Consider the following 21,330-nt stretch of genomic DNA (forward strand, 5'->3'; position numbering starts at 1 on the left):
GGCCAGCCTATTGACCGAGGGCACTCCCGTTCTTGACCGTCCCGTAGACGGTCCCGAAACGGATGTCGTACGAGGTGGAGGTCTCCGCGATCCGCTTCAGCATCCGCTCGGCCTCCCGCGTCAACGCGTCCCGCTGAGCCCGCCCCAGCTTCCCGAACGGCTCGATGACGAGCACCGCTCCCCCGCTCCCCGCGTCCTCCACAAGCCGCCACAACCCGGCCAGGAACCCGTCGAGCAGGAAGACGCAGTACGGGTAATTCCCCTTCCACGTACGCCCCTTGTACTCGGCGGGTACGACGCGTGTGCGGTCGGCGTGCGACAGGAGGAGGTTGTCGTACTCGGGGAGGAAGCGGGGCGGCGCCGGGGTGTCCGGGTCCGGGCGCGGGGCGTCGGGCAGGTCGAAGAGTTCGACGCCGTTCTCGTCGCGGAACGTCCGAAGTCCGGGCCGCAACCGCTCGAATACCTCCCGCAGCCGCGTGAGCCGAGCCCAGGTCTGCATGTCCTTGACGGAGGCGGGCCCGAACGCGGCGAGATAGCGCAGCACCATGGCGTCGGGACCGGCCTGCGCGGCGGAATCCTCGGGGATCCCGAGCCAATTCCCGGCGGTGGTCAGCGCCACCTGCCCGCTGCGCCGCCACAGTCCGCGCGGGGTCACCTGGACGAGGGGCAGTACGCAGCGGGCGGCGATCGCGAGGGACGCCGGATCGGCGTCGGGCCACCGCACGAGCAGCACCTCGCGGAGCTGCTTCATGGTGCGGGGCTCGGACTCGACGGCCTCGCGGGCGATCCCCGCGAGCTCCAAGAGATCGACGCCGACCAGCCCGGCGCGGAAGGCGGTCAGCTCGCGTTCGAGAGCGTTCTGCATCAACTGCCGTACGGGGAGGGCGTCTTCGGCGGTGTGCAGATGGATGGTGGACCGCATGGTGACGGTGCGGACGACCCTCCGGTCGGCGAGGAGACCGGACAGCTCGGCCGGGTCGAAGTCCTGGAGCCGCGCGGCGAGCGCGTAGTAGGGCGGCTTGACGTTCTGCGCCTGAAGCCCGACGAGGTGCCCGACGGCGTCCTCGACGGAGAGATCGGTGGAGCGGCGCAGCAGGAGCTGCCGGTCGAGGGTGGCGCGATTGAGCGCGAGCGCCCCGAGGACGGGCGCCCCACTGCCCGCGCGCTTCCCAGACCCGCCCGAGCCACGCCCCACACCCTCCTGCACCTTCGTCTTCGTCATACCCGCACGCTAACGACCCTTGCGGACACCTACGGTCCGCAAGGTGTCCGCGTCGCGTCCGCGATGTCGCCACGCCCGCGCCTTTTGGGACGTATATCCTGCTCCGTGGCCATCTAGACAGACGTTCGACATGGGAGGCGCCCAGCATGGCGGAACGCCGAGCCCGTCCCACACGCCCCACGACACCCACGCCACCTGCCCCACCCCCGAAGAACGGAAGAAAACACGTGTGGCGCCGAACGACACCCCAGACGCCCCCGCCACCGACGAACGCACACCCCACCTCCGCCACGCCGACGTCGGCCGAGGACCCGGAAGCGGCCGACAGCGTGGTGCAGGCGGCGCTGTACCGCGACGGCGTCCGGGTGGCCACCCCCGCCACCCTCGCGGATACCTTCAGGGAGCTGCGCGAGCAGCGGGACGGCATGGCGTGGATCGGCCTGGCCCGCCCGACGGAGGAGGAACTCCTCTCTCTGGCCGCCGAGTTCGACCTCCACGAACTGGCCGTGGAAGACGCCATGGAGGCCCATCAGCGCCCGAAACTGGAGCGCTACGGCGAGACGCTCTTCGTCGTCCTGCGCGCCGCCCGCTACCTCGACGCCCCCGAGGAGGTCGACTTCGGCGAGCTGCACGTCTTCGTGGGCCCGGACTTCGTGATCACGGTCAGGCACGGCGCGGCCCCCGACCTCTCGGCGGTCCGCCGCCGCATGGAGGAGACCCCCGACCTCCTCAAACTCGGCCCCGAGGCGGTCCTCTACGCCATACTCGACGCGGTGGTCGACGGCTACGCCCCGGTGGTCTCCGGCGTCCAGAACGACATCGACGAGATCGAGACCGAGGTCTTCAGCGGCGACCCCGAGGTCTCGCGCCGCATCTACGAACTCTCCCGCGAAATGGTCGAGTTCCAACGAGCGACCCGCCCCCTGGTCAGCATGCTCCACGCCCTGATGGCAGGCTTCGCCAAGTACGGCACGGACGAGGAACTCCAACGCTACTTGCGCGACGTCGCCGACCACGTAACCCACACCAGCGAACGAGTCGACGGCTTCCGCCAGGCCCTGGCCGACATCCTCACGGTCAACGCGACCTTGGTGACGCAACAGCAGAACGCGGAGATGCGGGCGCTGGCGGAAGCGGGGTTCGAGCAGAACGAGGAGATCAAGAAGATCTCTTCGTGGGCGGCGATTCTGTTCGCTCCCACGCTGGTGGGAACGATCTATGGCATGAACTTCGAGACGATGCCTGAGCTGAAGTGGGCGGCGGGGTATCCGTTCGCGATTCTGCTGATGGCCGTGGTGTGTGTGAGCTTGTACTTCATCTTCAAGCGGCGGGATTGGCTGTAGCAGGGAGTCTCGACACCTGATCAATTTCGCGTATGCGAAGGACTCTGAGGGCTCCATCGAGCCCCCTGGGGGAATCTGGGGAGAATGAGCGGCGCTGGGGAGCGAGACGCCGCCCGCATCGCCAGCCATTCCGCAAGCCGCGGCACGGGGAGGACTGGTTAGAACCGAGGAGTGCCGCGGCGGCAGGGAGGGACTTCCCCTGCACCGCACGTACGACGTGCTACATCGAGATTCACAAAGACGGCACCGTGACGCACGGGGGCGGCCACGCCGCGTACGAGCGGACCATGACCGGCAAGTCCCGCCTGTTCGCGGTCTGGCCCGGCGAGTGGTCGAGCCACTTGTTCGTGATCGACGACCTGGACGAGTACGCGAAGGCGCACGGCGTCAAGCACGACGAGCAGCGAACCGGACTCAAGGAGCACGTCCACGACGTGCGGTGGGAGCCGGCATCCCACGCGAACGACAGCCCTCGAAGCCCCTACATCAGCGTCGACGTCACGCTGGACTGCGGTTGCGAGATTCACGACCTGCGTACCTTCGCTGCTCAGATCAAGGAGCAGCAGGGGTGGGACGTGGCCAAGAGCGGCGGCTGGGGCAGCAGTGGCCCACCTGGGGGAAGGAGGACGTACACCCGGCGTGTTCGCCGCAAGAGCCTCACGAGTTGACCCTGGCGGCTCGTCGCGGAGTCCACAGACTAAAACGGGTGGCACAGCATGTGCTGTGCCACCCGTTCACCTTTCCTCAAGCACTGGCGAGCCGCGCAAGCAGGCCCGGGCCGCTGGGCAGATGCCGACGCCATACCCCGAGGAGTTCGTGGACACCACCGCCAGTGCGCTCCACCGCTACCTCGACGGAGGCCCGGAAGTCTCACTGAACGGCTGGGGTCAGTAGCAGCCCACGGACAGCACGCTATACCCGCGCGATGAGCAAATGTCCCGGCCGGGGCACCGCCCCACTGGCCCGTTGAGGGGCGTGACAAGGATCAGATCGCAGAACAGCTCGACCGAGCGTGCCGTCAACCGAGCCACCCCTACGCGTCCTGGGATGCCATCACCACTGACCGCCGGTCGGGTGAGCTGAGTGCCTGGCTCCTGTGTGCCGCCGCGAGGGAGTTCGGTCCAGGCCCTAGACCGGATGGATGCCCATCCATCGCCCCACCCGTCGCGGCTTCACGAGAACCGTTGCCGGTCTGGCCACGGCCGGCGTACCAACCGTGGCCCCGCTTCCCGGCCGTGCCGCGGACAGAAGCGGCAGTGTTCCTCCCGCATCTCCATCGTCCAAGGACGCGTCCGCGGACGTGGCACGAGCCCTCCTGGTCCTGGACAGAAACGATCAGCCACTCGTCCCCGCCTACAAGAAGATCTTGCTGGGCGGTGGGCTGCCGCGGGCCGGAGGGGGGCCCAAGAAGGTGTTGGTCGTCGGGGCGGGGGCGGCCGGGCTCACCGCGGCGCACCTGCTCAACGAGGCCGGTCACGAGGTCACCGTGATCGAGGCCAACGGAAACCGGGCCGGTGGCCGCATCAAGACGTTCCGGACCGGGGGGCACGAGAAGGCCGAGCAGCCCTTCGCCGACCCGAAGCAGTACGCGGAGGCCGGTGCGATGCGCATCCCGGACGTCCATCCCCTGGTGACCGGCCTCATCGATCAACTCGGCCTGAAGCGGCGCCGCTTCCTCCTGACGGATGTGGGTCACGATTCCAAGGGCACGGGCCGGACCTGGCTGTACGTGAACGGCATCCGGGTACGGCGCGCCGACTACGCCAAGAATCCCAAGCCGGTCAACCGGTCCTTCGGCGTCCCGGAGAACTTGTGGGACGTGCCCGCGGCCCGCATCGTCGACTCGGTCCTGGCCCCGGTGCGCGACGAGTTCTCCGTCGTGGGGGCGGACGGCCGACGCGTCGACAAGCCCCTGCCGGAGCTCCTGGCGGGTTGGACCCGGGTGGTGGAACAGTTCGGCGAGTGGTCCATGTACCGGTTCCTGTCCGAGCACGCGGGCCTGGACCACCGCACGATCGAGCTGGTGGGCACCTTGGAGAATCTCACCTCCCGACTGCCGCTCTCCTTCCTGCACAGCTTCGTCGACGCCTCACTCATTCACCCTCAGACGCGCTTCTTCGAGATCGAGGGCGGAACCGCTCGCCTGGCCGACGCCCTGCTGGCGCGGGTGCGGCACCTGGTGCGCTTCAACTGCCGTGCCACCCGCGTCGCGCACGGCGCGGGGGCACCGACCGGCAAGGGCGTGTGGGTGGACACCGTCACCGAGTCCGACGGCGGACCCGTGCGGCGCGAGCAGTTCACCGCCGACATCGCGATCATCACGGTGCCCTTCTCGGGGATGCGTCAGCTCCCCGTCTCTCCCCCGCTCTCCTACGGCAAGCGACGGGCCGTCATCGAGATGCACTACGACGCGGCGACCAAGGTCCTCCTGGAGTTCTCCCGGCGCTGGTGGGAGTGGACCGAAGCGGAGTGGAAGCGCGAACTGGAGGCGTTCCGGCCCGGCCTGTACACGGCTTACCGGGACGGCAAGGCACCCACCGACGGGTCGCTGCTGGGCGCCCACCCCTCAGTACCCAAGGGATGGCTCAAGGACGCGCAACGCGTGCAGTACGCCGCACGTCGCTCTGCCCTGCGCGACCAGCCCGAGGCGACGGCGACCGTGGGCGGCGGCTCCCTCTCCGACAACTCCAACCGCTTCATGTTCCACCCCTCCCACCCGGTCCCGGGGAGCGAGGGCGGCGTGATCCTTGCCTCTTACAGCTGGTCCGACGACGCCTTGCGCTGGGACTGCCTGGACGACGACGCCCGCTATCCGCATGCTCTGCGTGGCTTGCAGGACGTGTACGGCCAGCGGATCGAGGTGTTCTACACAGGTGCGGGACGCACTCAGAGCTGGGTCCGGGACCCCTACGCGTATGGCGAAGCCTCCGTGCTCCTGCCCGGCCAGCACACCGCGCTCGTGCCGTACCTGACCTCCCCGGAGGGGCCCTTGCACTTCGCCGGGGACCACACCTCGCTCAAGCCCGCCTGGATCGAGGGCGCGCTCGAGTCCGCGGTGCGCGCTGCCCTGGAGGTCCATCACGCCTGAGCCACGGCCGGTCATCCGGTGCTGAGAATGCGCCTTCGCCTCAGCTCCGTCCGTCGAGGACGATCACCTTGTCGCCGCCTGTCAGGGACAGCAGTGCTGCCTTGTCCGGGTTGACGACGATGCCGTAGTCCGGCCTGCGTTGAGCGTGGCGCGCGAGTCGGTAGCCGATGGCGATCTGGTCACGGCGAAGGGCGGCTTCGACCACCGTGTAGAAGCTGACGGTGGCGTGCGGCTGTACGTACTCCTGGGCAGGGCGCAGCCTGATCTGGCATCCCTCGGGATCGAAGAGCTCCTGGAAGAGCCGGTTCAGCTCGGGATTCTCCGAGGTCTGCGCCATCCGCAGACTGAGCAGGTTGTCGCTCAGGATGAAGTCGTCGGCGTGTGCGGCCTGCGCCAGTGTGCGGTTGCGGTCGTCGGCCATCTCGGTCACCACCGAGAAGCCGTGGCCGTGCTGAACGGCCAGGTCGCGCAGGTGCAGCAGGGTCATGAGCGTGCGCGAGTCCGTCGCGGACTTGTCCACCGCCCCGGCGTCGCCGACCACCATCACGTGCTGGTAGGCCGCCAGGTCCACTTCTTCAAGGACCACACGGTTGGCAGGGTCGGCCGCGAGAACACCCAGTTCGATCTGCGGAAGTCCGGTACGGAGCCGCTCCACGCGGTCGTCCAGGTCGGGAACGTCGGCGACGATGTCGAGTCGGGAACCCTCGGGCGCCAGCTGCGCCAACTGCTTGACGGCTTCGGGTGTCCTGGCGTTCCAGCCGAGAAGCAGTACCCGCTCAGGCTGTGGATCCGATGCCTCGGCGGTGACGATCGCCTCGAACGTGATGGTGGGCACCTCGTCGGTGGGAACGACGGTGTCGTCGTCCTCCGAGATGGCGACGATCTGGTCCGTGCCCAGGATCGCGGTGGCTGCCGGAGGGTTGAGCAGGATCTGGCCGTCGAGACGGCGGATCCCGATCACGGTGGAGGTGCGGAAGGTGTACACGGCCTCGCCGAACGTCTGCCCGGCCAGCTGGGGTTGGGCGGACATGTAGATCTCGTCACCGTCGAATTCGAGGAGTCCGGTGTAGACGATGGACAGCCCGGACTGGAGGCTCGTCTGGACGAGCAGGCGGGCGATGAAGCACTGGGCGCTGACGACGTGGGTGCGCGCACCACCGGCGATCAGAGCCGCCGGAAGGTTGTGGTCGTCCGCGATGCTGGTCACCACGTGCGGCACCGCCCGCCCTTCGTGACTCGCCTCGGAGAGGGCTCCGCTGTTCACCGCGAGCAGGGACTTGATGACGGAGATGTCCGCGTCATCGTGTTCCGGCGGCAGGACGAGGATGGAGCGTGCCTCCTTGGGGTTGACCAGGTTGATGTCGGAGATGCGCGTCGGGTCGCCGGTGCGGCAGACCACGCGCGTCGGTGCGGTGGCGCCCACCCGTTCCCGTATCGCGTCGTCCATCTGCGCCTTGTCCTTGGGCGCGAGTACGGTCACGCAGGCGTACTTCTGGTTCCGGTTGGCCTCGACGAGCTCCGAGATGATCATGTGAATCTGCTCGGACCAGCCGAGGATGACGGTGTGATCGCTCTCGACCACCACGGACCGTCCCTTGCGCAGCTTGGCCAGCTTGCGCTGGATTCCCGCTCCGAGGACCCCGATCAGCGTGCTGAGCAGCAGGATTCCGATGATGGTGATGACCGTCGAGATGATCCGGTACGCGACGCCGACCGAAGGGACGTAGTCACGCTGCAGCATGCCGGGAGGGTTGAGGACTCGCAGGGCACTGCGCCACAGGACGGACGCGCCTCCCTCCTTCCGTACGAGGTCGGGCGCGAGCACGAGGAGCGTGATGGCGTTGAGGAGGGCGAGGGCCAGCATGGCGGCCGCGATGACACCGATCATCGCGGGTGTGCCGCGCGCCATCGCGTTGTCGAACCGGTAGCGAAAGCGTCGCAGCATGGGCCACCTCCTGGGATACGGGGCACGTCGCGGGCCGAAACCGGGGCGCCGCGCGCCCTGGTGATCCGTCCCTCGCCGCGCGGGGGTCGTGCCCATGCCTCACAAGTGGGCGCCATGGCGTACTCCGGTCGGGTGACGGAGCCGTCTCCTGTCAGGGCTGGACGCTCCGAGCCTGAAGGCGCCCTCCGGTGAATTGGAGGAGGAAGGAGACGTGCTGTTCGCAGGAGAGCACGTGGGTGCCTTCCAACGCGCCGGCCTCGACGTAGATCTGGTCGATGTCACCGAAGGGGACGATGAAGCCGTATCCGCGTTCCCGGTCCCACCAATCGACGATTCCCTCGCGCCGTTGCTCCGTCATCGAAGAGCCTCCTTCCCTCGCGGGCACACGCACTGCCCCGCCGCGGTCCGCAGACGTCTGGCCTGGCCTGGCAGTCCCTACTTTGCACGCGCGTCAGTACGTCCGCATCGTGACGGAACCCAGGCTGCCTGCCTCGTCGTGTCCACCCTGGCTCGCTCCAGGACGGCGCGTGCCAAGGGGTTCACAAATCAGAAGTGCCGGATGAACGGGGACGGGTCGACGGCGAAGAGGCCACCGAAGGGGCTGTCCAACTGATAGATGAGCAGCGCCGTGAAGGCGATGAGACCGGACAGCCCCATCGCCATCACGACATGGGTGAAGCTGCGTCGGACACCGAACAGGAACATGAAGGCGATGGTGAGGACGCCGCCGACGATCAGGCCGAACCAGATCACCGGCGAAAGCCGCTCTCCCGCGTCGGTCTCGCGGCCACGTCTCGCCTCGTCCAAGGTACTGAGTTGTGCCAGCGTCTCCTGTCCGGTGACCTGCTGGGCGGGCGTGGCGTGGTCGGGCAGCTGCGCCGACGCGCGCACCTGTTCCAGGAGTTGCCAGCCCTTCGGATCCGGTGACGCCTCTTCGGCCAAGGCCGGCCATTCGACGTCCGTGACGTGACGGACGTACGACTCGACCTCCTGGCGCATCCGATCACCCTGCGCGGCGGGCAGCCCGGCGGCCAGGAGGTGGATCTGGTGCGCCGCACTGGCCTCCGCCGCCACATGGTCCTCCGCCCCGGAATGCGTGTCCCACACCGTGACCAGGGCCAGGCCCAGGACGAGGGCGTACAGAACGCCGACCATCATCGAGATGTACTCGGCGACGTCTTCACGGGGCTCGTCGTCCGGCCCCATCGGAATGAAGCGGTGCTTGATCAGGACGACCACGGCGGCGAACAGCGCGACGCCGAGGACGATGGCAATGCTTTCGATCATCGAGGGCCCCGTCGTGGGTCGATGGCGTGATCAACGTCTGCGTGAGCCGAGTACGGCGGCCGCGACCGCCGCGGGCAGCAGGATGAGGAAGAGAGCGGTCCCCACACCGAGCCCGGTCGGAGTGTGGTCCGCGCGGACGAACCGGCTGAGCAGCGACCGCGTGGGCTGTTCGGGCGGCGTCGGCGGCTGTGGTCTGGCCGGGGGCAGCCCCACCGGTGGGGGCGGTGCGACGGCGTTGGGCCGGGCCTCCGCTTCGCCGGGTTCGGGAACGCCGGGCGCGACGATGCCAGGTGGGGGAGGTGGCGGTGGTGGCGGGACGATCGGCGCCACGGCCTGCGGCACGGCATCGGGAGGGGCCACCTTGCGGGGAGGCTGCTCCGGCGGGGTGGGGGCATCGCCCGGCGGCCTTCGCCGCGGTGGGGTTCGCGCCACCCGGCCCGGCAGTTCGAAGCGCGCCGAGGCGCGCGCCGTCAGCTGGAGAGGGGGCGTCCACCCGCCTCCGGCGTCGATCGTGCGCAGCCGATCGGTACCTTCGACGCGGCCTTGGCTCACATAGGAGCCGGGAGGGCGCCGCACCTCGGCGGTGCACGTCGCCGTCCCGCGCGGGGCGAGCGGGGGCACTTCGGAGCGGCCGCCCCCGCAGTCGGGGCGGTTCTGGCGCACCACGGGGTCCATGAGGCGGGCACCCCGTACGGATCGGTTTCCGGTGTTGGTGACGGTGTAGCGGATCCGTGCCCGGTCGGGTCCGAGCACGCGCACGTCCTCCCGCAGGGCCAGTGCGGCGCCGACGCCGGCGTACCCGGAGCGCGCCGTCGCCACGACCCTGGCCCGCAGGTACGGCTGCCATCCGACGGCCCGTGCCACTCCGGCACGAGCGCCGGGCTGCGCGACCCCGGTGGCCGTGCACCGCACCACACGCAGTCCGGTCAGCAGGGGGACCTTGTCGCGGCCGCCGGGACATCGAACCCGGGCGCCGGGCATGACGGGGTCCTGGATACGCAGGTCGTGCAGGTCGGCGCTACCGCGGTTGACCAGGCGGTACGACGCGAGGACCGATGCCCCGGTGCGGATGCCGGGATGCTGTGCGCCAAGGCCCGGGCGGGTATTGACCGTCACCTGCAGGACGAGCCCGTCCGATGACGGGCCATCGGCGGCGGAGGGTTCGGTCGCCGACCAACTGGCCACTCCCAGAAGAAGCCCCATCAGCAGCCACCGCGTCGCCTTCCCGTTGCGCGGTCCGATCATCACACCAGAATGCTGGTCGGGGGACGCGCGGTGGGCCATCGCGACCGCACACGCTGCGCGATACACCCGATCGGCCCTCGCCCCCCTGCTGTCAGCCGATGCGCCAGTTGTACTGAGAAGGGGCGGCGGTACCGGGCGGACCGGCCCGGCACCCGGACACACTCGAGCAAGGCGGGCGCGATGACAGTCGACACGGCAGCCGAGGCTGCCGACCGGATACCCGTCGGCTCACGTGGGCCCCTCGATACCGACGCGCTGGTGGAGGCATCGGTGCTCCTGGCGGATGCCGCGCTGGCTGCGCGGAGAGCCGGAGCGGAACTGACTGCGGCCTGCTCCAGCTGGCGGCTCGGGGTACAGGCCGTGCGCCGACCGCTGTGGGGGCTGGGCACGGCCCTGGCCGCGGGGCGGGCCGTGACGAATTCCGCGGGGCTCGGATTCGCCGTCAACGGCGGCCCGGTCGGCGAGATCGCCCGTTCCATGGGCACTGTCACGCGCCGCAGAGCCACCGCCGTGACGATGGCGGTGGACGCGTTCGCCCTACGAATAGAGGCGGCCGCCGCCGAGCATCCCAACCTGGCCGCGCCTGCCGCCAAACGACTCACCGACGCGGCCGTGGCCGGGCGCAGAACGGCAGTGCTGCGTGCCACGAGGGAGCTGGTGCAGCTGCACGGCGTCACGCGCACGCTCACCACCATCAGCCCCGTGATCATGGAACTGCTCGCGCTCCTCGCGCTCCTGGACGAAAACCCGACCAACGACAGCTTCGCCTGGGTGACGCTCGCCGGAGGGATCCCCACCACCGAACCGGTGCTGGGCCTGCCCCGTGCACTGATCGAGCGCTTCAGCCAAGGCGCGGGACGGGCCGAACGCGCCGAGGGTGACGCTCTCCTCGCCCGGGTGCTGGCCCGCTCCGGCAACGAGATCGTCAGCTACATCGACGACATCTCCGCCCTGGGCAACCACGGCCTCGCACTCCTGCGGCGGATCGAGTGCGCCGACGGAGCGGAACGGTATGTCCTGCTGCTGCCGGGCACCAGCTTCGGACGGCTCAGGAACAGCACCCCCCAGGACCTTGTCGGGGCCTTCGACAACTTGCTGCGCGTCGACACCACGTACACGCGGGCCATCACCTCTCTCCTCGTACGCGCGGGGGTACCCGAAGGCGCCGAACTCATGATCGTCGGGCACAGCCTCGGTGGCATCGCCGCCATGAACCTGGCGTCCGACGTGTCCTTCGTGTCCCGCTACCGGCTCACTCATGTGATCGGCGTCGGGTCGCCCGTCGACACCAAGCGCCCGGTCGATCCCGCCGTCCAAGTGGTCAGTCTCGTCAACAAACACGACGTGATCCCCGGTCTCGACGGTCGTGGACCGGCCTCACCCACCCGCCTCCCCGGCGGATGGGTGGAGCTTGCTTGGCTGGACGAGACGTACGACTACCCCCTGTCGCACGCCCCACAGACGTACGCCGCCACGCTGCGCACCAGCCAAGCCCAGCACCGCGCACGGGTGAACGAGCTGATCACCGCGTACGACGGCGAGATCGTCGGCAATCAGCCCTATCTGCTCCTGGACAAGTGACCCGCCATACCCCGAACGCGCGACCGAGGAGACAGGCGATGAAGGCCGGCGACACCACCACCGCACCGCTTCGGCTCGCCACGGCGTGGCCTTTGGAGAACGCCTTGTTCAGTGCGGCCATCGCCGCCGAGCGCATCCCCTGGATCGATGCCCCGGCACGAGCACTGGGCCTGCGGATGTTCACCCGGCGGTATCTGACGCGCCAGGTCCTCGCCCAGCTGCGGCGCACCGCGCGCAGCCGACCGCTGTTGCTGCGCACGGCATTCGGCACGTTCGTGACCCCGCTGAACGCCGAGGACGCCCGGAGCCTGATCAGCGAGGCGGAGGAGGCCGGTGTCCGCGGAACCGTGACCGGAGTGACCGCCCGCGGCCATCGCCTGCGCCTCACGGAGCATGTCCCGTTGCCTGTCGCGCTGTCCGCCCTGCACTCGCGGGCGCGGTCGACCGCGGCCGACGCGGCCTTGGAACTCCTCCGGACGCTCGGTCCCGGCGCCCGGCTGGATCATGCCGCCTGGTGTGCCGTCGCCCGACGCGTCGCGCGGCGGATCGTGCTCGGCGACGAGGCCGTCGACGACACGCTCGTCAGCGACATCCTGGACCTGACGGCGCGTGCCGAGGACGCCACCGAGCACTCCGCTCGTCTGGCCGCACTGCGTCGTCGCCTCGCCCCTTACGTCCATGATCCGGCTCCGGGGTCACTCGTGGCCGCGGTGCCGGACGACGACACCAGGCAGGGCGTGGCCGAGCACGCCCTGGAGACCGTCACCCGAGCACTGACCGACACGGTGTTCCAGGCTCTGGCGCTCGCCTCGGTGCTCCCGGTCGCTCCCGCCACCGACCGCGTCGAGCAGGCGGTTTCTTCGGCGCTGCGCCGCTATCCGCCGCTCTCCGCCACCGCGCACGAGGTCTGCGCTCCCTTCCGGTGGCGCGGCATGGGCATCGATTCCGGGAGCGACATCCTGTACGCGACCGCCTGGCTGCGCGACTTGGACCAGGAGCACGGGCACGGTGACGACGGACCGTCAGCATCGCTGTGTGCCGCACCGGTGCCCTGCGCCGCCGCCGAACTCGCTGTCCTGGCCGCGACGGAGGTCACCCGCGCCGTACTCCGGTCCGCCGAACCCGTGGTGCACACCCCGCGGATCGACCCCGATGCCCCGCCCGCCGATCTCCACGCCGACTCGCTCGACCTCGCCCTCACGGACACCGACCCGCGTGGCGGAGTGCCCTCGTTCGCGCCCGGTGCGGGCGGGAGTTCCGCCCGGCACGCCGCACTTGCCCACGACAGCGCGCGCAGCCTCGACGAGCAGGCCCGTCAACTGGCGGACTGCGCTCGGCAGTCCCACTGGAATCACGACGCCTTCGGCGAGGAGTGCCGGATGACGTTGCTGGCCCATGCGGAACGCTGCACCCGCGCCGCCGAAGACGTGCGCCGTGCCGCACAGTGGCTGGAGAGGTAACCGTTCGGCCGGGTCGGTGGAGAGGCCTTCACCAGAAGGCGGTCGTCCGTCGGCGCACGTCGCGGTCGACCATCCCTTGCACGGTGAACCAGACCTCGTCGCACAACTGGCGCGTGGCGGCGGAGCGTTCGGCGAAGAAACCGTCGGGAGCGGGTGCGGACACCGGTTCACCGACGGTGATCCGCCACTTCGCCGGGAGCGGCAGGAGCGTGGTGACGGGGAAGTAGGGGAGGTCGAAGCGGCGGGCCAGCGACGTGATGCTGCCCAGCTTGGGGTAGGTCTCCTCGGCTCCCACGATCGACACCGGAATGACAGGTACCTGCGTCTGCATGGCGGTTACCGCGAATCCGGGGCTGAAGGGACGCAGCCGGTAGCGCTGGGAGAACGGCTTGCCGACCCCGTTGAGTCCCTCGGGGAAGACCCCGACGAGGTGACCGTCGGCCAGCCGTTCGCTGCCCAGCGTCGGGTCATCGGCGAAAGCCCCGTGCTGCCGTGCGTAGGCGGCCATCGGAGGCAGCCGGAAAACGATCGAGGATGCGTGGAAGTACACCGGGCGCCGCAGTTCCCGGTGCAGCAGGTTGTGCAGGACGAACCCGTCGAGCCCCCAGGCCCCTGAATGGTTGGCGATCAGTAGGGCGGGACCGCACTCCGGGATGTTGTCCAGTCCGGACACCTCGACCCGTAGATAGTCGTCGGCCAACCAGTCGAGCACGCTACTCAAGACCTCGGAGGTGATCCTGTCGAACGGTGTGGGATTCGGTTCCTCCATAAGATTTCACTTTCTACCGAATATGGGTTACCGCAATATCGCGGAAGCCAACCAGGTGGTCCCCTTGAGTGGCAGCCCGATTGTGGGTCCATCTCTCAGGGAAGGCGCCATGAATTCGTCCGCCACACCACCTCCGATCAAGACAGCCAGGTCCGCGGATCTCATCGCGGACCTGATCGTCGACAAATTCCAGGTCGACCGGGCCGCCATCAGAGCGGAGACCCCGATGACCGACCTGCTCGTCGATTCGCTGATGGTCGTGGAGATGGCCATCGCGCTCAAGGACGAACTGGGCATCATCGCCACCGAGGATGAGCTGCGCACACTCACCTTCGCCCAGTTCGCCGCACGCGTCGACCAGAGACGCGCACGGTGAGCCCGGAGACCAACGTCGTCGTGACCGGGATCGGCCTGGTCACGGCGGCGGGCAACGACGTGGAATCCACCTGGGACGCCGTACGCGAGGGCCGTGCCACGGCCGGCCGGGATCCGGAACTGCGCGATCTTCCCGTCTCCTTGAGCTGCCGCGCGGACCTCGCGGACTCGGCGCCGAAGCTCAGCCCCATCCTGCGGCCCGACCCTTGTGCGCGCATGGGCCTGACCGCTGTCACCCAAGCGCTGGAACGGGCCAAACTCGATTCCGCCGACTGGGACCCGACCCGCGTGGCCGTCGTCACGGGCTGCTCCCTGGGCGGCATGCACTCCGCGCGTGTCGCCGCCGAGAGGTTGGCCACCGACGGCCCGACGAGTGTGTCGCCGTACTTCCTGACCGGCTATCTCATCAACATGGTGTCCGCCACCATCGCCCTGCACCTGGGCGTGCGGGGCCCCGCGCTGAACGTCGCGACCGCGTGTGCGTCCGGTGCCACCGCCCTCGGTACGGCCCGTGATCTGCTCGCCTCGGGCCAGTGCGACATCGCCGTCGTGTGCGGCGCCGACGCCGCTGTCACCCGGTCTGTCGTGACGGGCTTCGCCCAGTTGGGCGCGCTGTCCGACCGGGGCTCACGCCCGTTCGACACCGACCGCGACGGATTCGTCATCGCCGAGGGCGCGGGAGCGCTCGTCCTCGAGCGGGCCGAGCATGCTGCCGCCCGCTCCGCTCCGCACCTGGCACGCTTCATCGGTTTCGCAGCCACCACCGACGCCCACCACCTCGTCGCGCCGCATCCCGAAGGGCAGGGAGCCGAACGGGCTCTACGGGACGCGCTCGTGGACGCGGGCATCAGCCCCGGCGAGGTCGACCACGTCAATGCCCACGGCACGTCCACCCCTCGCGGCGACGCGGTGGAAGCAGCCCTCCTTGCACGCTTCTTTTCCCACGCCCCCTCCGTGACCTCCGCCAAGGGCGCCCTGGGCCATACCTTGGGCGCCGCGGGCGCGATCGAGGCGGCCCTGACCGTGCTCGCGTTGCGTACGGACATGGTCCCGCCGGTCGCCGGGTTGCGTGAGCCCGACCCGGCCTTCGCCATCGACCTTGTCACCGGGGCGCCCCGCCAGCAAGAGATCACCTTCGCGGTCAGTAGCTCCTTCGGCTTCGGCGGACACAACGCGGTCGTAGTCCTCGCGAAGGCGTGAGGCGGCGGCGCTGCATCATCACTTCGTGGACAGACACATGGACACCGCTGATGACGGCGTGACGTTCCTTCCCGCGGAGACGGCAAGCGCGGAGGCCCCGGCCCGGTGCCGGGCGCGGCGGCATGCACCGCATCTTCCGTCGCGTATGAGCTGAAATACGCAATTTCAGACAACTATTCTCGGGCTCTGATACGCGGGGGCAGGCAGCGGATGTACCCCTGACACGGGCCTTCATGCGGGCGCACGGGTGCATTTGGGTTGATCATGGGAGTCCGGGAGGCGTGATTCCGCGATAGTGCAGCGGGCCACGCACCACGTGCCGCGAAGTGCCTCGTCAGCGACCAACGCGCCCCCTTTTCGGACTGGTCGCACGGGGCGAATGCGCGTTTACTCGGAACATATCCTCGGCCTCATGTTGGCGAATGCCGCCCTCCTCGCAGGAGTGGAAGGCTGAACGCGACTGCCGGGTGGAGCGGTCCGCCGCGTACCGGTAGTGGCGCGGAAGGGCCCGGAGAAGGCGCCCACCGACACAGTGCGTGAGCCCTGTAAGTGACTCGCTGCCTCAAGCGGAAAGCAACCCATGTCGCACGTCGAAGGAAATCCTGAAGTGGATATTGCCCAGGCGAGGAAGCGCCTGGACGAACTGGACCGACAGATCGTGAGAATGCTGAAAGAGCGGGTGTCGTTCTCCGCACTCGTGCAGTCCGCCCGTATCTCAGACGGAGGATGCCGCACCGACAACCAGCGGGAGAACGTCGTCGTCCGGAGGTACCACCAGCGTCTGGGGCCGGCGGGCCGTGACATCGCGCTGAGCCTGCTGCGCCTGTGCCGCGGCAGGGACCCCGTGCCCGCATTCGGGTGTGGCGCTTCCCCGGCCCGACGCGCCTTCCTCGGACCTGCGGCATCCGTCTCCCAGCGGGCCGCCGAGCTCCTCGCGCCCCGCGCGGGACAGGAACTGGTACCCCTGGACACGCTGGACGACGTGGTGAGCGAGGTGGTGGACGGCCGTGCCGATGAGGCGGTGCTGCCGCTGGAGAACAGCCTGTCCGGGCCCGTCCACGACAGCATCCGTGCCCTCGTCGCCTGCGACGAGGTCTGCGTCACCGCGCAGTTGCGGCTCCCTGTCGACTGGGTCCTAGCGGCTGCCCCGGGCACGCACCTGGCCGACGTCGACACCGTGGCGAGCCATCCCCACGCGCTGGCCCAGACCCGGAAGTGGCTCGGCGCGCTGCTGCCGCGGACGGCCACCACCAGCGCCTCCTCGTCCTCCTCCGCGTCCGCGGCAGGGCTGCTCGCGCCCGATGCCGCGTACGAAGCAGCCGTGTGTACCCGCCGGGCGGCGGAGCACTACCGCCTGAGCGTCCTCGCGACACCTGACACGTCGCAGGTCCCTGTCACACGCTTCGCCCTGGTACGACCTGCTGCCGAGCTGCCGGCGCCTTCCGGCGACGATGTCACCAGCCTGGCCGTCACCGTGCCCACCCGGTCCCTGACCGACGTCGTGGAGTGCCTGGCCCGGAACCGGGCCGAAGTTCTGGGCCTGCACACCTTGCCCGCAGGGAAGGCACGTCACCTGCTGTGGCTGGACTGCCGCGGACATGCCGCCGACCCCCGCCTCGTGCGCACCTGGGTCGAGCTGAGCGCACCCTGCGACCAGCTGCGCATGATCGGCACCTACCCGGTCGCCGGTCTCTCGGGCTGACCGGCCGAATCCTGAACGGCCCCGGTCCCCAGGCTCTTCTCGCTCCCCCCCAGCATCTACCAGCCCCCACCCACTCACTCTCTGGAGCCCTCCATGACGACACCCGCTGTCGCTTCACCGCGCCTGAGCGGTGCCGAACTCGTGCTGCGCGTTCTCCGGGAAGAAGGCGTCGACCACGTCTTCGGCAACCCCGGGACCACCGAGCTCCCCTTGATCCAGCAGTTGGCAGACCAACACGACATCACCTACGTGCTAGCACTCCAGGAGGCCTCCGCGGTCGCCATGGCGGACGGCCACGCCCGCATCACCGGCCGCCCGTCCTTCGTCAACCTGCACGCGGCCGCGGGCCTCGGCAACGGCATCGGCGCGCTGACCAACGCCGCCGCCGCCCGCGTACCCATGGTGGTCACCGCAGGGCAGCAGGACCTGCGCCACCTCATCCGCGACCCGGTACTGGCGGGCGACCTGACAGGTCTGGCCACGCCCACCGTCAAGTGGGCCCACGAGGTCGGCACCCGTGAGGAACTCGGCGAGGTGCTGAGCCACGCCTTCCGGGTCGCGCAGGCACCACCGACAGGTCCGGTGTTCGTCTCACTGCCGATGAACCTGCTGGACGAGCTCGGCCCGCCCCCGCCGCGACGTACGGCCGTGCGTTTCGCCGCCGCCGCGCCCACGGACGAACTCGCCAAGCGGCTGAACGAAACCCCGGCCGACGACATCGCGCTGGTCTACGGGGATGAACTGGCGCGCCACGCCCCGGCCGAGGGTCTGGCCCTTGCCGAGGCCCTCGGCGCCCCGGTGTGGGGAGCGGGCTGGCCGGCCACCAACCCCTTCCCCACAACACACGCGCTGTGGCGTGGCTATCTGCCCACGCATCTGCCGGGCATCCGCTCCATGCTCGCTCCGTTCCGACTGGTACTCGTCGTGGGAACCCGGACCTTCCCGCTCTACTACCCCTACGCTCCCGGCCCGCTGTTGGACGAGGACACCCACGTCGTCCAGATCTCCGCCGATCCGACGGGCCCCGGCCGCGACACCCCGGTCGACCGCGCACTGAACGGGCACCTGAGGCCCACGCTGCGCGACCTGCTCGCGTCACTGCCCGCCTCGGAGACTCCCGCACGAAAGGCGACAGCACCGCCAACCAGTCCCGCAGACAAGCCACTTGATCTGGAGAGTCTCTCCATGGCTCTGGCCGACGCGCTTCCCGACGACGCCCTGGTCGTCGACGAGGCGCCGCACGCAGCACGGAGCATCCGCGCCGCACTGCGCCTGGAGGAGGCGAACCGGTACCAGTGGGTGTCGGGCGGCCTCGGGTGGGCCATGCCCGCGGCCATCGGCGTCAGCCTGGCCCACCCGGGCGGACGGGTGCTGTGCACGGTCGGCGACGGCGCCACCATGTACTGCCCCCAATCCCTGTGGACCGCAGCCCACTTGGGCCTGCCGATCGGCTTCGTGGTCGCCAACAACCGTGAGTACCGCGTCCTGAAGGACAACTGGCACCACCGGCAACCGGGAGCGAAACGCCTCCTCGGCATGGACCTGACCCAACCCACGGTCGACTTCGGCGCCCTGGGCCGGTCCATGGGGGTGCCCAGCCGAAGTGTCAGCACGAGCGGCGAGCTCATGGCAGCCATGCGGGACGGGTACGGCACCGGAGGTCCCTTCCTCGTCGAGGCCGTCCTCGACGAGAGCTAGAACGCGCGACAGCACGGGCTTTCCGATGTCACCAACCCCGTGTAGGCGAAGAAGACATCAAGGCCCTGACGCGGCTGGCAGAAAACCGGAACGCCATGCAGCACTACGGCCTGACCGGAACATCCACCGAGGCGCAAGCCATCGAGGCGCGGGCCGCCGCCGTGCTCGGTTTCCTCATCCGCTTCCCTGACGAGGAGCTGTTGCCGGCGCTCACAGAGGCCGAACGCAGCGCTGTACAGGGTGAGCTAAGCGAGATCCGTGCCAGCTTGATCTGGATCTGTCGTTTCACGACGAAACGGATGCAGCGCCTGATTGTCGACGTCGAACCGTTCCGTACTTGCACCGTGGAGTGCAGCGACTGCTATCAGCTCGCCCTCGTCGTGAGCGTTCCCGAGGGGGCGCGCTGCTACTTCTGCTGGAGCCGGCGCCCCATCGACGAGGCAATGCGGCTCTACTGCATCGCGACGTCCGGACGGCCAACCGTCGGCTCTCTGCTTCACCTGCGGTGAGAACACCGTCGCGAAGCCGCTGTGCATGCTGTGCAGCAGGCCCTTCGAGCCGGTCCGCCACGAACGCGGCTGCGCAGAGTGCATACGCCGAACACGAGAGCAGTGAACAGCTGCGAGAGCACCAACTGGTTCGCATTCTTGGACGTTGGCACGGACCGCCGGTACGTGTCGGGCGCCGGTATCGGCGAGATGCTGCGCGGGATGGCGAAGCAGGGGCCGACGCCGCAGCGATCTGAACACCGGCGGCTTCACGCAAAGGTGCGCATGCAACGCAGCTCGGATACACGCCCACGAGCCGAACCCCGCATGAGGCACCGGCCACTGGGAGAATCCTGGGAGATGATCTTCCCCCAGAGACTCATCGAGGCTTCGCCACGCCACCTCACAACAACGCTCTGAACTGCACGTTTACGGGCGCCGCAGATGTGGATCACGACCGAACCTCATTCGGGACGAAGAGGTCGTGGGTTCAAACCCGCCCGCCCGGCACTCCGGACCCAGGTCGGTGCCCTGATCCACCGGCTGAGCCAGTTCTTCTACGCGCTGAGTAGCTGAGATGAAAGGCACTCTCACGGACTCAGCGGACGGCGGTCGAAGAAGCGCCACGAGCGAGTCCGGGCAGCAGGTGACCGGCACCGTCGCAAAACGGTTGTCCAACATGTGGAACCGCGTGAACCTGCCCGTCCCTGAATTGCGCCAGCAGAAACTGCAGGGCAACGCCCTGCGGGCGAAGAGACCGACGCCCACCTCGTCCGCCTGGGCTGGCTGCCCCTGCGCGTCTGGGAACACGAGGCCGTCGACACCGCCGTCGACAGGGTGGTGGAAGCACTCGCCCACCGAGGCCATCCCCCGCTCTAGACCCCGGCCCTCTGTCTCTCGGTGCACCCTGTTCCCGCAGGACAGCCCCGATCGTCAGACCCTCCCCGTAGCGTTGTGAGTCCCACTCGTGACGGCTGCGGGGAACACCAATGGACGACGACCTTCATATCGACAGCGACGAAGACCTCTTCCGCAACCCCGTCTACTACGAACCGGCCGGCCACAACGTCGACCTGCGCCGTCCCGACCTCGGCGCCCCGCAAGGCAAAGACCTCCTGAACGTGCTCCTGCGCAGGCGAGGGCGTGCCCCCGTCGACAAGCGCGGGCTCATCTGCCCCGACTGCCGGGACCTCCGCGGCCGGTGCGTCCCCATGTACCTCGTTCAGCGTGACGACGTATGGCTTGCTCCCACTACCGGAACTCGGGGAGAAGCCCATCAGCCACGAATCCGATGAGCACCTCGCCCGCAAGGAACGCGTCGCGAAGGACTCCGAAGATCACGGCTTCCACGCCGACACCGTCTTGGGCTACGAGCCTCAGCTGGGCGCCCAGACAGCCCGCGGAATGCCTGCACGGGAGGGGTTCCGGCGCCGCAGCGGAATTCAGTCGGTTTGGGACTTCGCCGACCCCGACCACGCGTGCATCGGCGCCGTCCCTTACGTTCGCACGCCCAACCTGCCGGCCTCCGTCATCCGTGTGCAGAAGAACCCCGTCGCGGTCCAAGACGGAAATTTCGTCCTAGAGGAGGGCCAGTGCAGCTAAAACGGCGCGCTCACCCGGTGCCCGGAGAAGCCCTACGACCCCTGAGAACCCCACCGACGCCGGGTACTGCGAGGGCTGGCATCGCGTCCTCATGCCCGCCCATCAGTCGAGCACCTTCACAGGGGAAGGCGGCCTGACCCTCACCCGGTTCATCGTGGAAGCTGCGGCCGGTGAGCGGATCCCGTTCCAGCGGGGCGGCCACCACCGTTGGCTCCCCGCACAGCAGTGGCAGCAGTACCTCGAGGCGAACGGGCCCGCCCTGGACGACAAGAAGCGCCAGCCATCCGTACTACAGGGGGACCGGCGCGACAGGTGCGCCGAGGAC

At 69.1% G+C, this 21,330-nt stretch carries 17 protein-coding genes; 11 read left to right on the top strand and 6 right to left on the bottom strand.

The window, feature by feature from the left end:
• Nucleotides 1-7 precede the first annotated feature (7 nt).
• Nucleotides 8-1,222 carry a winged helix DNA-binding domain-containing protein gene (locus tag CP970_RS08445; protein WP_079043462.1) on the bottom strand — a complete coding sequence of 405 codons (1,215 nt, stop codon included), beginning with the start codon at nucleotides 1,220-1,222 and terminating at the stop codon, nucleotides 8-10.
• A 146-nt stretch (nucleotides 1,223-1,368) separates the two neighbouring features.
• On the opposite strand from CP970_RS08445, the gene CP970_RS08450 reads away from it, so the two are divergent.
• The 3 genes from CP970_RS08450 to CP970_RS08465 all read left to right on the top strand — a co-directional run bounded on the left by CP970_RS08450 (nucleotide 1,369) and on the right by CP970_RS08465 (nucleotide 5,653).
• Nucleotides 1,369-2,565, top strand: a complete 1,197-nt coding sequence (locus CP970_RS08450; RefSeq protein ID WP_079043463.1) for a magnesium and cobalt transport protein CorA — start codon at nucleotides 1,369-1,371, stop codon at nucleotides 2,563-2,565.
• A 248-nt stretch (nucleotides 2,566-2,813) separates the two neighbouring features.
• Nucleotides 2,814-3,233, top strand: coding sequence for a hypothetical protein (locus CP970_RS08455; RefSeq protein ID WP_191094886.1), 420 nt, complete (start codon nucleotides 2,814-2,816; stop codon nucleotides 3,231-3,233).
• A gap of 473 nt (nucleotides 3,234-3,706) precedes the next feature.
• Nucleotides 3,707-5,653, top strand: coding sequence for a flavin monoamine oxidase family protein (locus CP970_RS08465; RefSeq protein WP_079043464.1), 1,947 nt, complete (start codon nucleotides 3,707-3,709; stop codon nucleotides 5,651-5,653).
• A 40-nt stretch (nucleotides 5,654-5,693) separates the two neighbouring features.
• Here CP970_RS08465 and CP970_RS08470 read toward each other — a convergent pair whose 3' ends face one another.
• The 4 genes from CP970_RS08470 to CP970_RS08485 all read right to left on the bottom strand — a co-directional run bounded on the left by CP970_RS08470 (nucleotide 5,694) and on the right by CP970_RS08485 (nucleotide 10,130).
• The gene (locus CP970_RS08470; RefSeq protein WP_055546905.1) at nucleotides 5,694-7,598 is read right to left on the bottom strand and encodes a CASTOR/POLLUX-related putative ion channel; all 1,905 of its coding nucleotides are present in this window, start codon (nucleotides 7,596-7,598) and stop codon (nucleotides 5,694-5,696) included.
• Between the two features lie 151 nt (nucleotides 7,599-7,749).
• Complete coding sequence (locus CP970_RS08475; protein ID WP_055546907.1) at nucleotides 7,750-7,956, bottom strand: cold shock domain-containing protein; 207 nt, start codon at nucleotides 7,954-7,956, stop codon at nucleotides 7,750-7,752.
• Nucleotides 7,957-8,144: 188 nt separating this feature from the next.
• Nucleotides 8,145-8,885 carry a bestrophin-like domain gene (locus CP970_RS08480; protein ID WP_055546909.1) on the bottom strand — a complete coding sequence of 247 codons (741 nt, stop codon included), beginning with the start codon at nucleotides 8,883-8,885 and terminating at the stop codon, nucleotides 8,145-8,147.
• A gap of 30 nt (nucleotides 8,886-8,915) precedes the next feature.
• On the bottom strand, nucleotides 8,916-10,130 hold the full coding sequence (locus CP970_RS08485) for a hypothetical protein (protein ID WP_150493115.1): 1,215 nt from the start codon (nucleotides 10,128-10,130) through the stop codon (nucleotides 8,916-8,918).
• Nucleotides 10,131-10,310: 180 nt separating this feature from the next.
• Between CP970_RS08485 and CP970_RS08490 the strand changes: the two genes are divergently transcribed.
• Both CP970_RS08490 and CP970_RS08495 read left to right on the top strand, forming a co-directional pair.
• The gene (locus CP970_RS08490; RefSeq protein ID WP_150493117.1) at nucleotides 10,311-11,711 is read left to right on the top strand and encodes an alpha/beta hydrolase family protein; all 1,401 of its coding nucleotides are present in this window, start codon (nucleotides 10,311-10,313) and stop codon (nucleotides 11,709-11,711) included.
• A 38-nt stretch (nucleotides 11,712-11,749) separates the two neighbouring features.
• Nucleotides 11,750-13,171, top strand: coding sequence for a cytochrome P450 family protein (locus tag CP970_RS08495; RefSeq protein ID WP_150493119.1), 1,422 nt, complete (start codon nucleotides 11,750-11,752; stop codon nucleotides 13,169-13,171).
• A gap of 28 nt (nucleotides 13,172-13,199) precedes the next feature.
• Here the strand turns inward: CP970_RS08495 and CP970_RS08500 are convergent, their stop codons facing one another.
• The gene (locus CP970_RS08500; RefSeq protein ID WP_191094887.1) at nucleotides 13,200-13,883 is read right to left on the bottom strand and encodes a lysophospholipid acyltransferase family protein; all 684 of its coding nucleotides are present in this window, start codon (nucleotides 13,881-13,883) and stop codon (nucleotides 13,200-13,202) included.
• Nucleotides 13,884-14,049: 166 nt separating this feature from the next.
• Between CP970_RS08500 and CP970_RS08505 the strand changes: the two genes are divergently transcribed.
• The 6 genes from CP970_RS08505 (at nucleotide 14,050) to CP970_RS08530 (ending at nucleotide 21,005) form a co-directional block, all read left to right on the top strand.
• On the top strand, nucleotides 14,050-14,316 hold the full coding sequence (locus CP970_RS08505; protein ID WP_191094888.1) for an acyl carrier protein: 267 nt from the start codon (nucleotides 14,050-14,052) through the stop codon (nucleotides 14,314-14,316).
• Nucleotides 14,313-15,515 carry a beta-ketoacyl-[acyl-carrier-protein] synthase family protein gene (locus CP970_RS08510; protein WP_150493125.1) on the top strand — a complete coding sequence of 401 codons (1,203 nt, stop codon included), beginning with the start codon at nucleotides 14,313-14,315 and terminating at the stop codon, nucleotides 15,513-15,515. Before CP970_RS08505 ends, CP970_RS08510 begins: the two co-directional genes overlap by 4 nt.
• Nucleotides 15,516-16,095: 580 nt before the next feature.
• On the top strand, nucleotides 16,096-17,217 hold the full coding sequence (locus tag CP970_RS08515; RefSeq protein ID WP_079043332.1) for a chorismate mutase: 1,122 nt from the start codon (nucleotides 16,096-16,098) through the stop codon (nucleotides 17,215-17,217).
• Nucleotides 17,218-17,310: 93 nt separating this feature from the next.
• A complete protein-coding gene (locus tag CP970_RS08520) occupies nucleotides 17,311-18,915 on the top strand; it encodes a thiamine pyrophosphate-binding protein (RefSeq protein WP_055545316.1) in 1,605 nt (534 codons plus the stop codon).
• Between the two features lie 95 nt (nucleotides 18,916-19,010).
• Entirely contained in the window at nucleotides 19,011-19,424 is a 414-nt protein-coding gene (locus CP970_RS08525) for a hypothetical protein (protein ID WP_055545317.1), read from the top strand.
• A gap of 1,206 nt (nucleotides 19,425-20,630) precedes the next feature.
• The gene (locus tag CP970_RS08530; protein ID WP_055545319.1) at nucleotides 20,631-21,005 is read left to right on the top strand and encodes a hypothetical protein; all 375 of its coding nucleotides are present in this window, start codon (nucleotides 20,631-20,633) and stop codon (nucleotides 21,003-21,005) included.
• Nucleotides 21,006-21,330: the final 325 nt, after the last annotated feature.

It is taken from the genome of Streptomyces kanamyceticus (assembly GCF_008704495.1).
In the GTDB taxonomy this organism is placed as follows: Bacteria; Actinomycetota; Actinomycetes; order Streptomycetales; family Streptomycetaceae; genus Streptomyces; species Streptomyces kanamyceticus.

Excerpts from the sequence above, each read along its gene's own strand:
- CP970_RS08495 (WP_150493119.1), top strand. The coding sequence starts at position 11,750 with ATGAAGGCCGGCGACACCACCACCGCACCGCTTCGGCTCGCCACGGCG.
- CP970_RS08470 (WP_055546905.1), bottom strand. The coding sequence starts at position 7,598 with ATGCTGCGACGCTTTCGCTACCGGTTCGACAACGCGATGGCGCGCGGC.
- CP970_RS08505 (WP_191094888.1), top strand. The coding sequence starts at position 14,050 with ATGAATTCGTCCGCCACACCACCTCCGATCAAGACAGCCAGGTCCGCG.
- CP970_RS08450 (WP_079043463.1), top strand. The coding sequence starts at position 1,369 with ATGGCGGAACGCCGAGCCCGTCCCACACGCCCCACGACACCCACGCCA.
- CP970_RS08465 (WP_079043464.1), top strand. The coding sequence starts at position 3,707 with ATGCCCATCCATCGCCCCACCCGTCGCGGCTTCACGAGAACCGTTGCC.
- CP970_RS08475 (WP_055546907.1), bottom strand. The coding sequence starts at position 7,956 with ATGACGGAGCAACGGCGCGAGGGAATCGTCGATTGGTGGGACCGGGAA.
- CP970_RS08480 (WP_055546909.1), bottom strand. The coding sequence starts at position 8,885 with ATGATCGAAAGCATTGCCATCGTCCTCGGCGTCGCGCTGTTCGCCGCC.
- CP970_RS08520 (WP_055545316.1), top strand. The coding sequence starts at position 17,311 with ATGACGACACCCGCTGTCGCTTCACCGCGCCTGAGCGGTGCCGAACTC.
- CP970_RS08490 (WP_150493117.1), top strand. The coding sequence starts at position 10,311 with ATGACAGTCGACACGGCAGCCGAGGCTGCCGACCGGATACCCGTCGGC.
- CP970_RS08515 (WP_079043332.1), top strand. The coding sequence starts at position 16,096 with ATGTCGCACGTCGAAGGAAATCCTGAAGTGGATATTGCCCAGGCGAGG.
- CP970_RS08525 (WP_055545317.1), top strand. The coding sequence starts at position 19,011 with ATGCAGCACTACGGCCTGACCGGAACATCCACCGAGGCGCAAGCCATC.
- CP970_RS08485 (WP_150493115.1), bottom strand. The coding sequence starts at position 10,130 with ATGATCGGACCGCGCAACGGGAAGGCGACGCGGTGGCTGCTGATGGGG.
- CP970_RS08445 (WP_079043462.1), bottom strand. The coding sequence starts at position 1,222 with ATGACGAAGACGAAGGTGCAGGAGGGTGTGGGGCGTGGCTCGGGCGGG.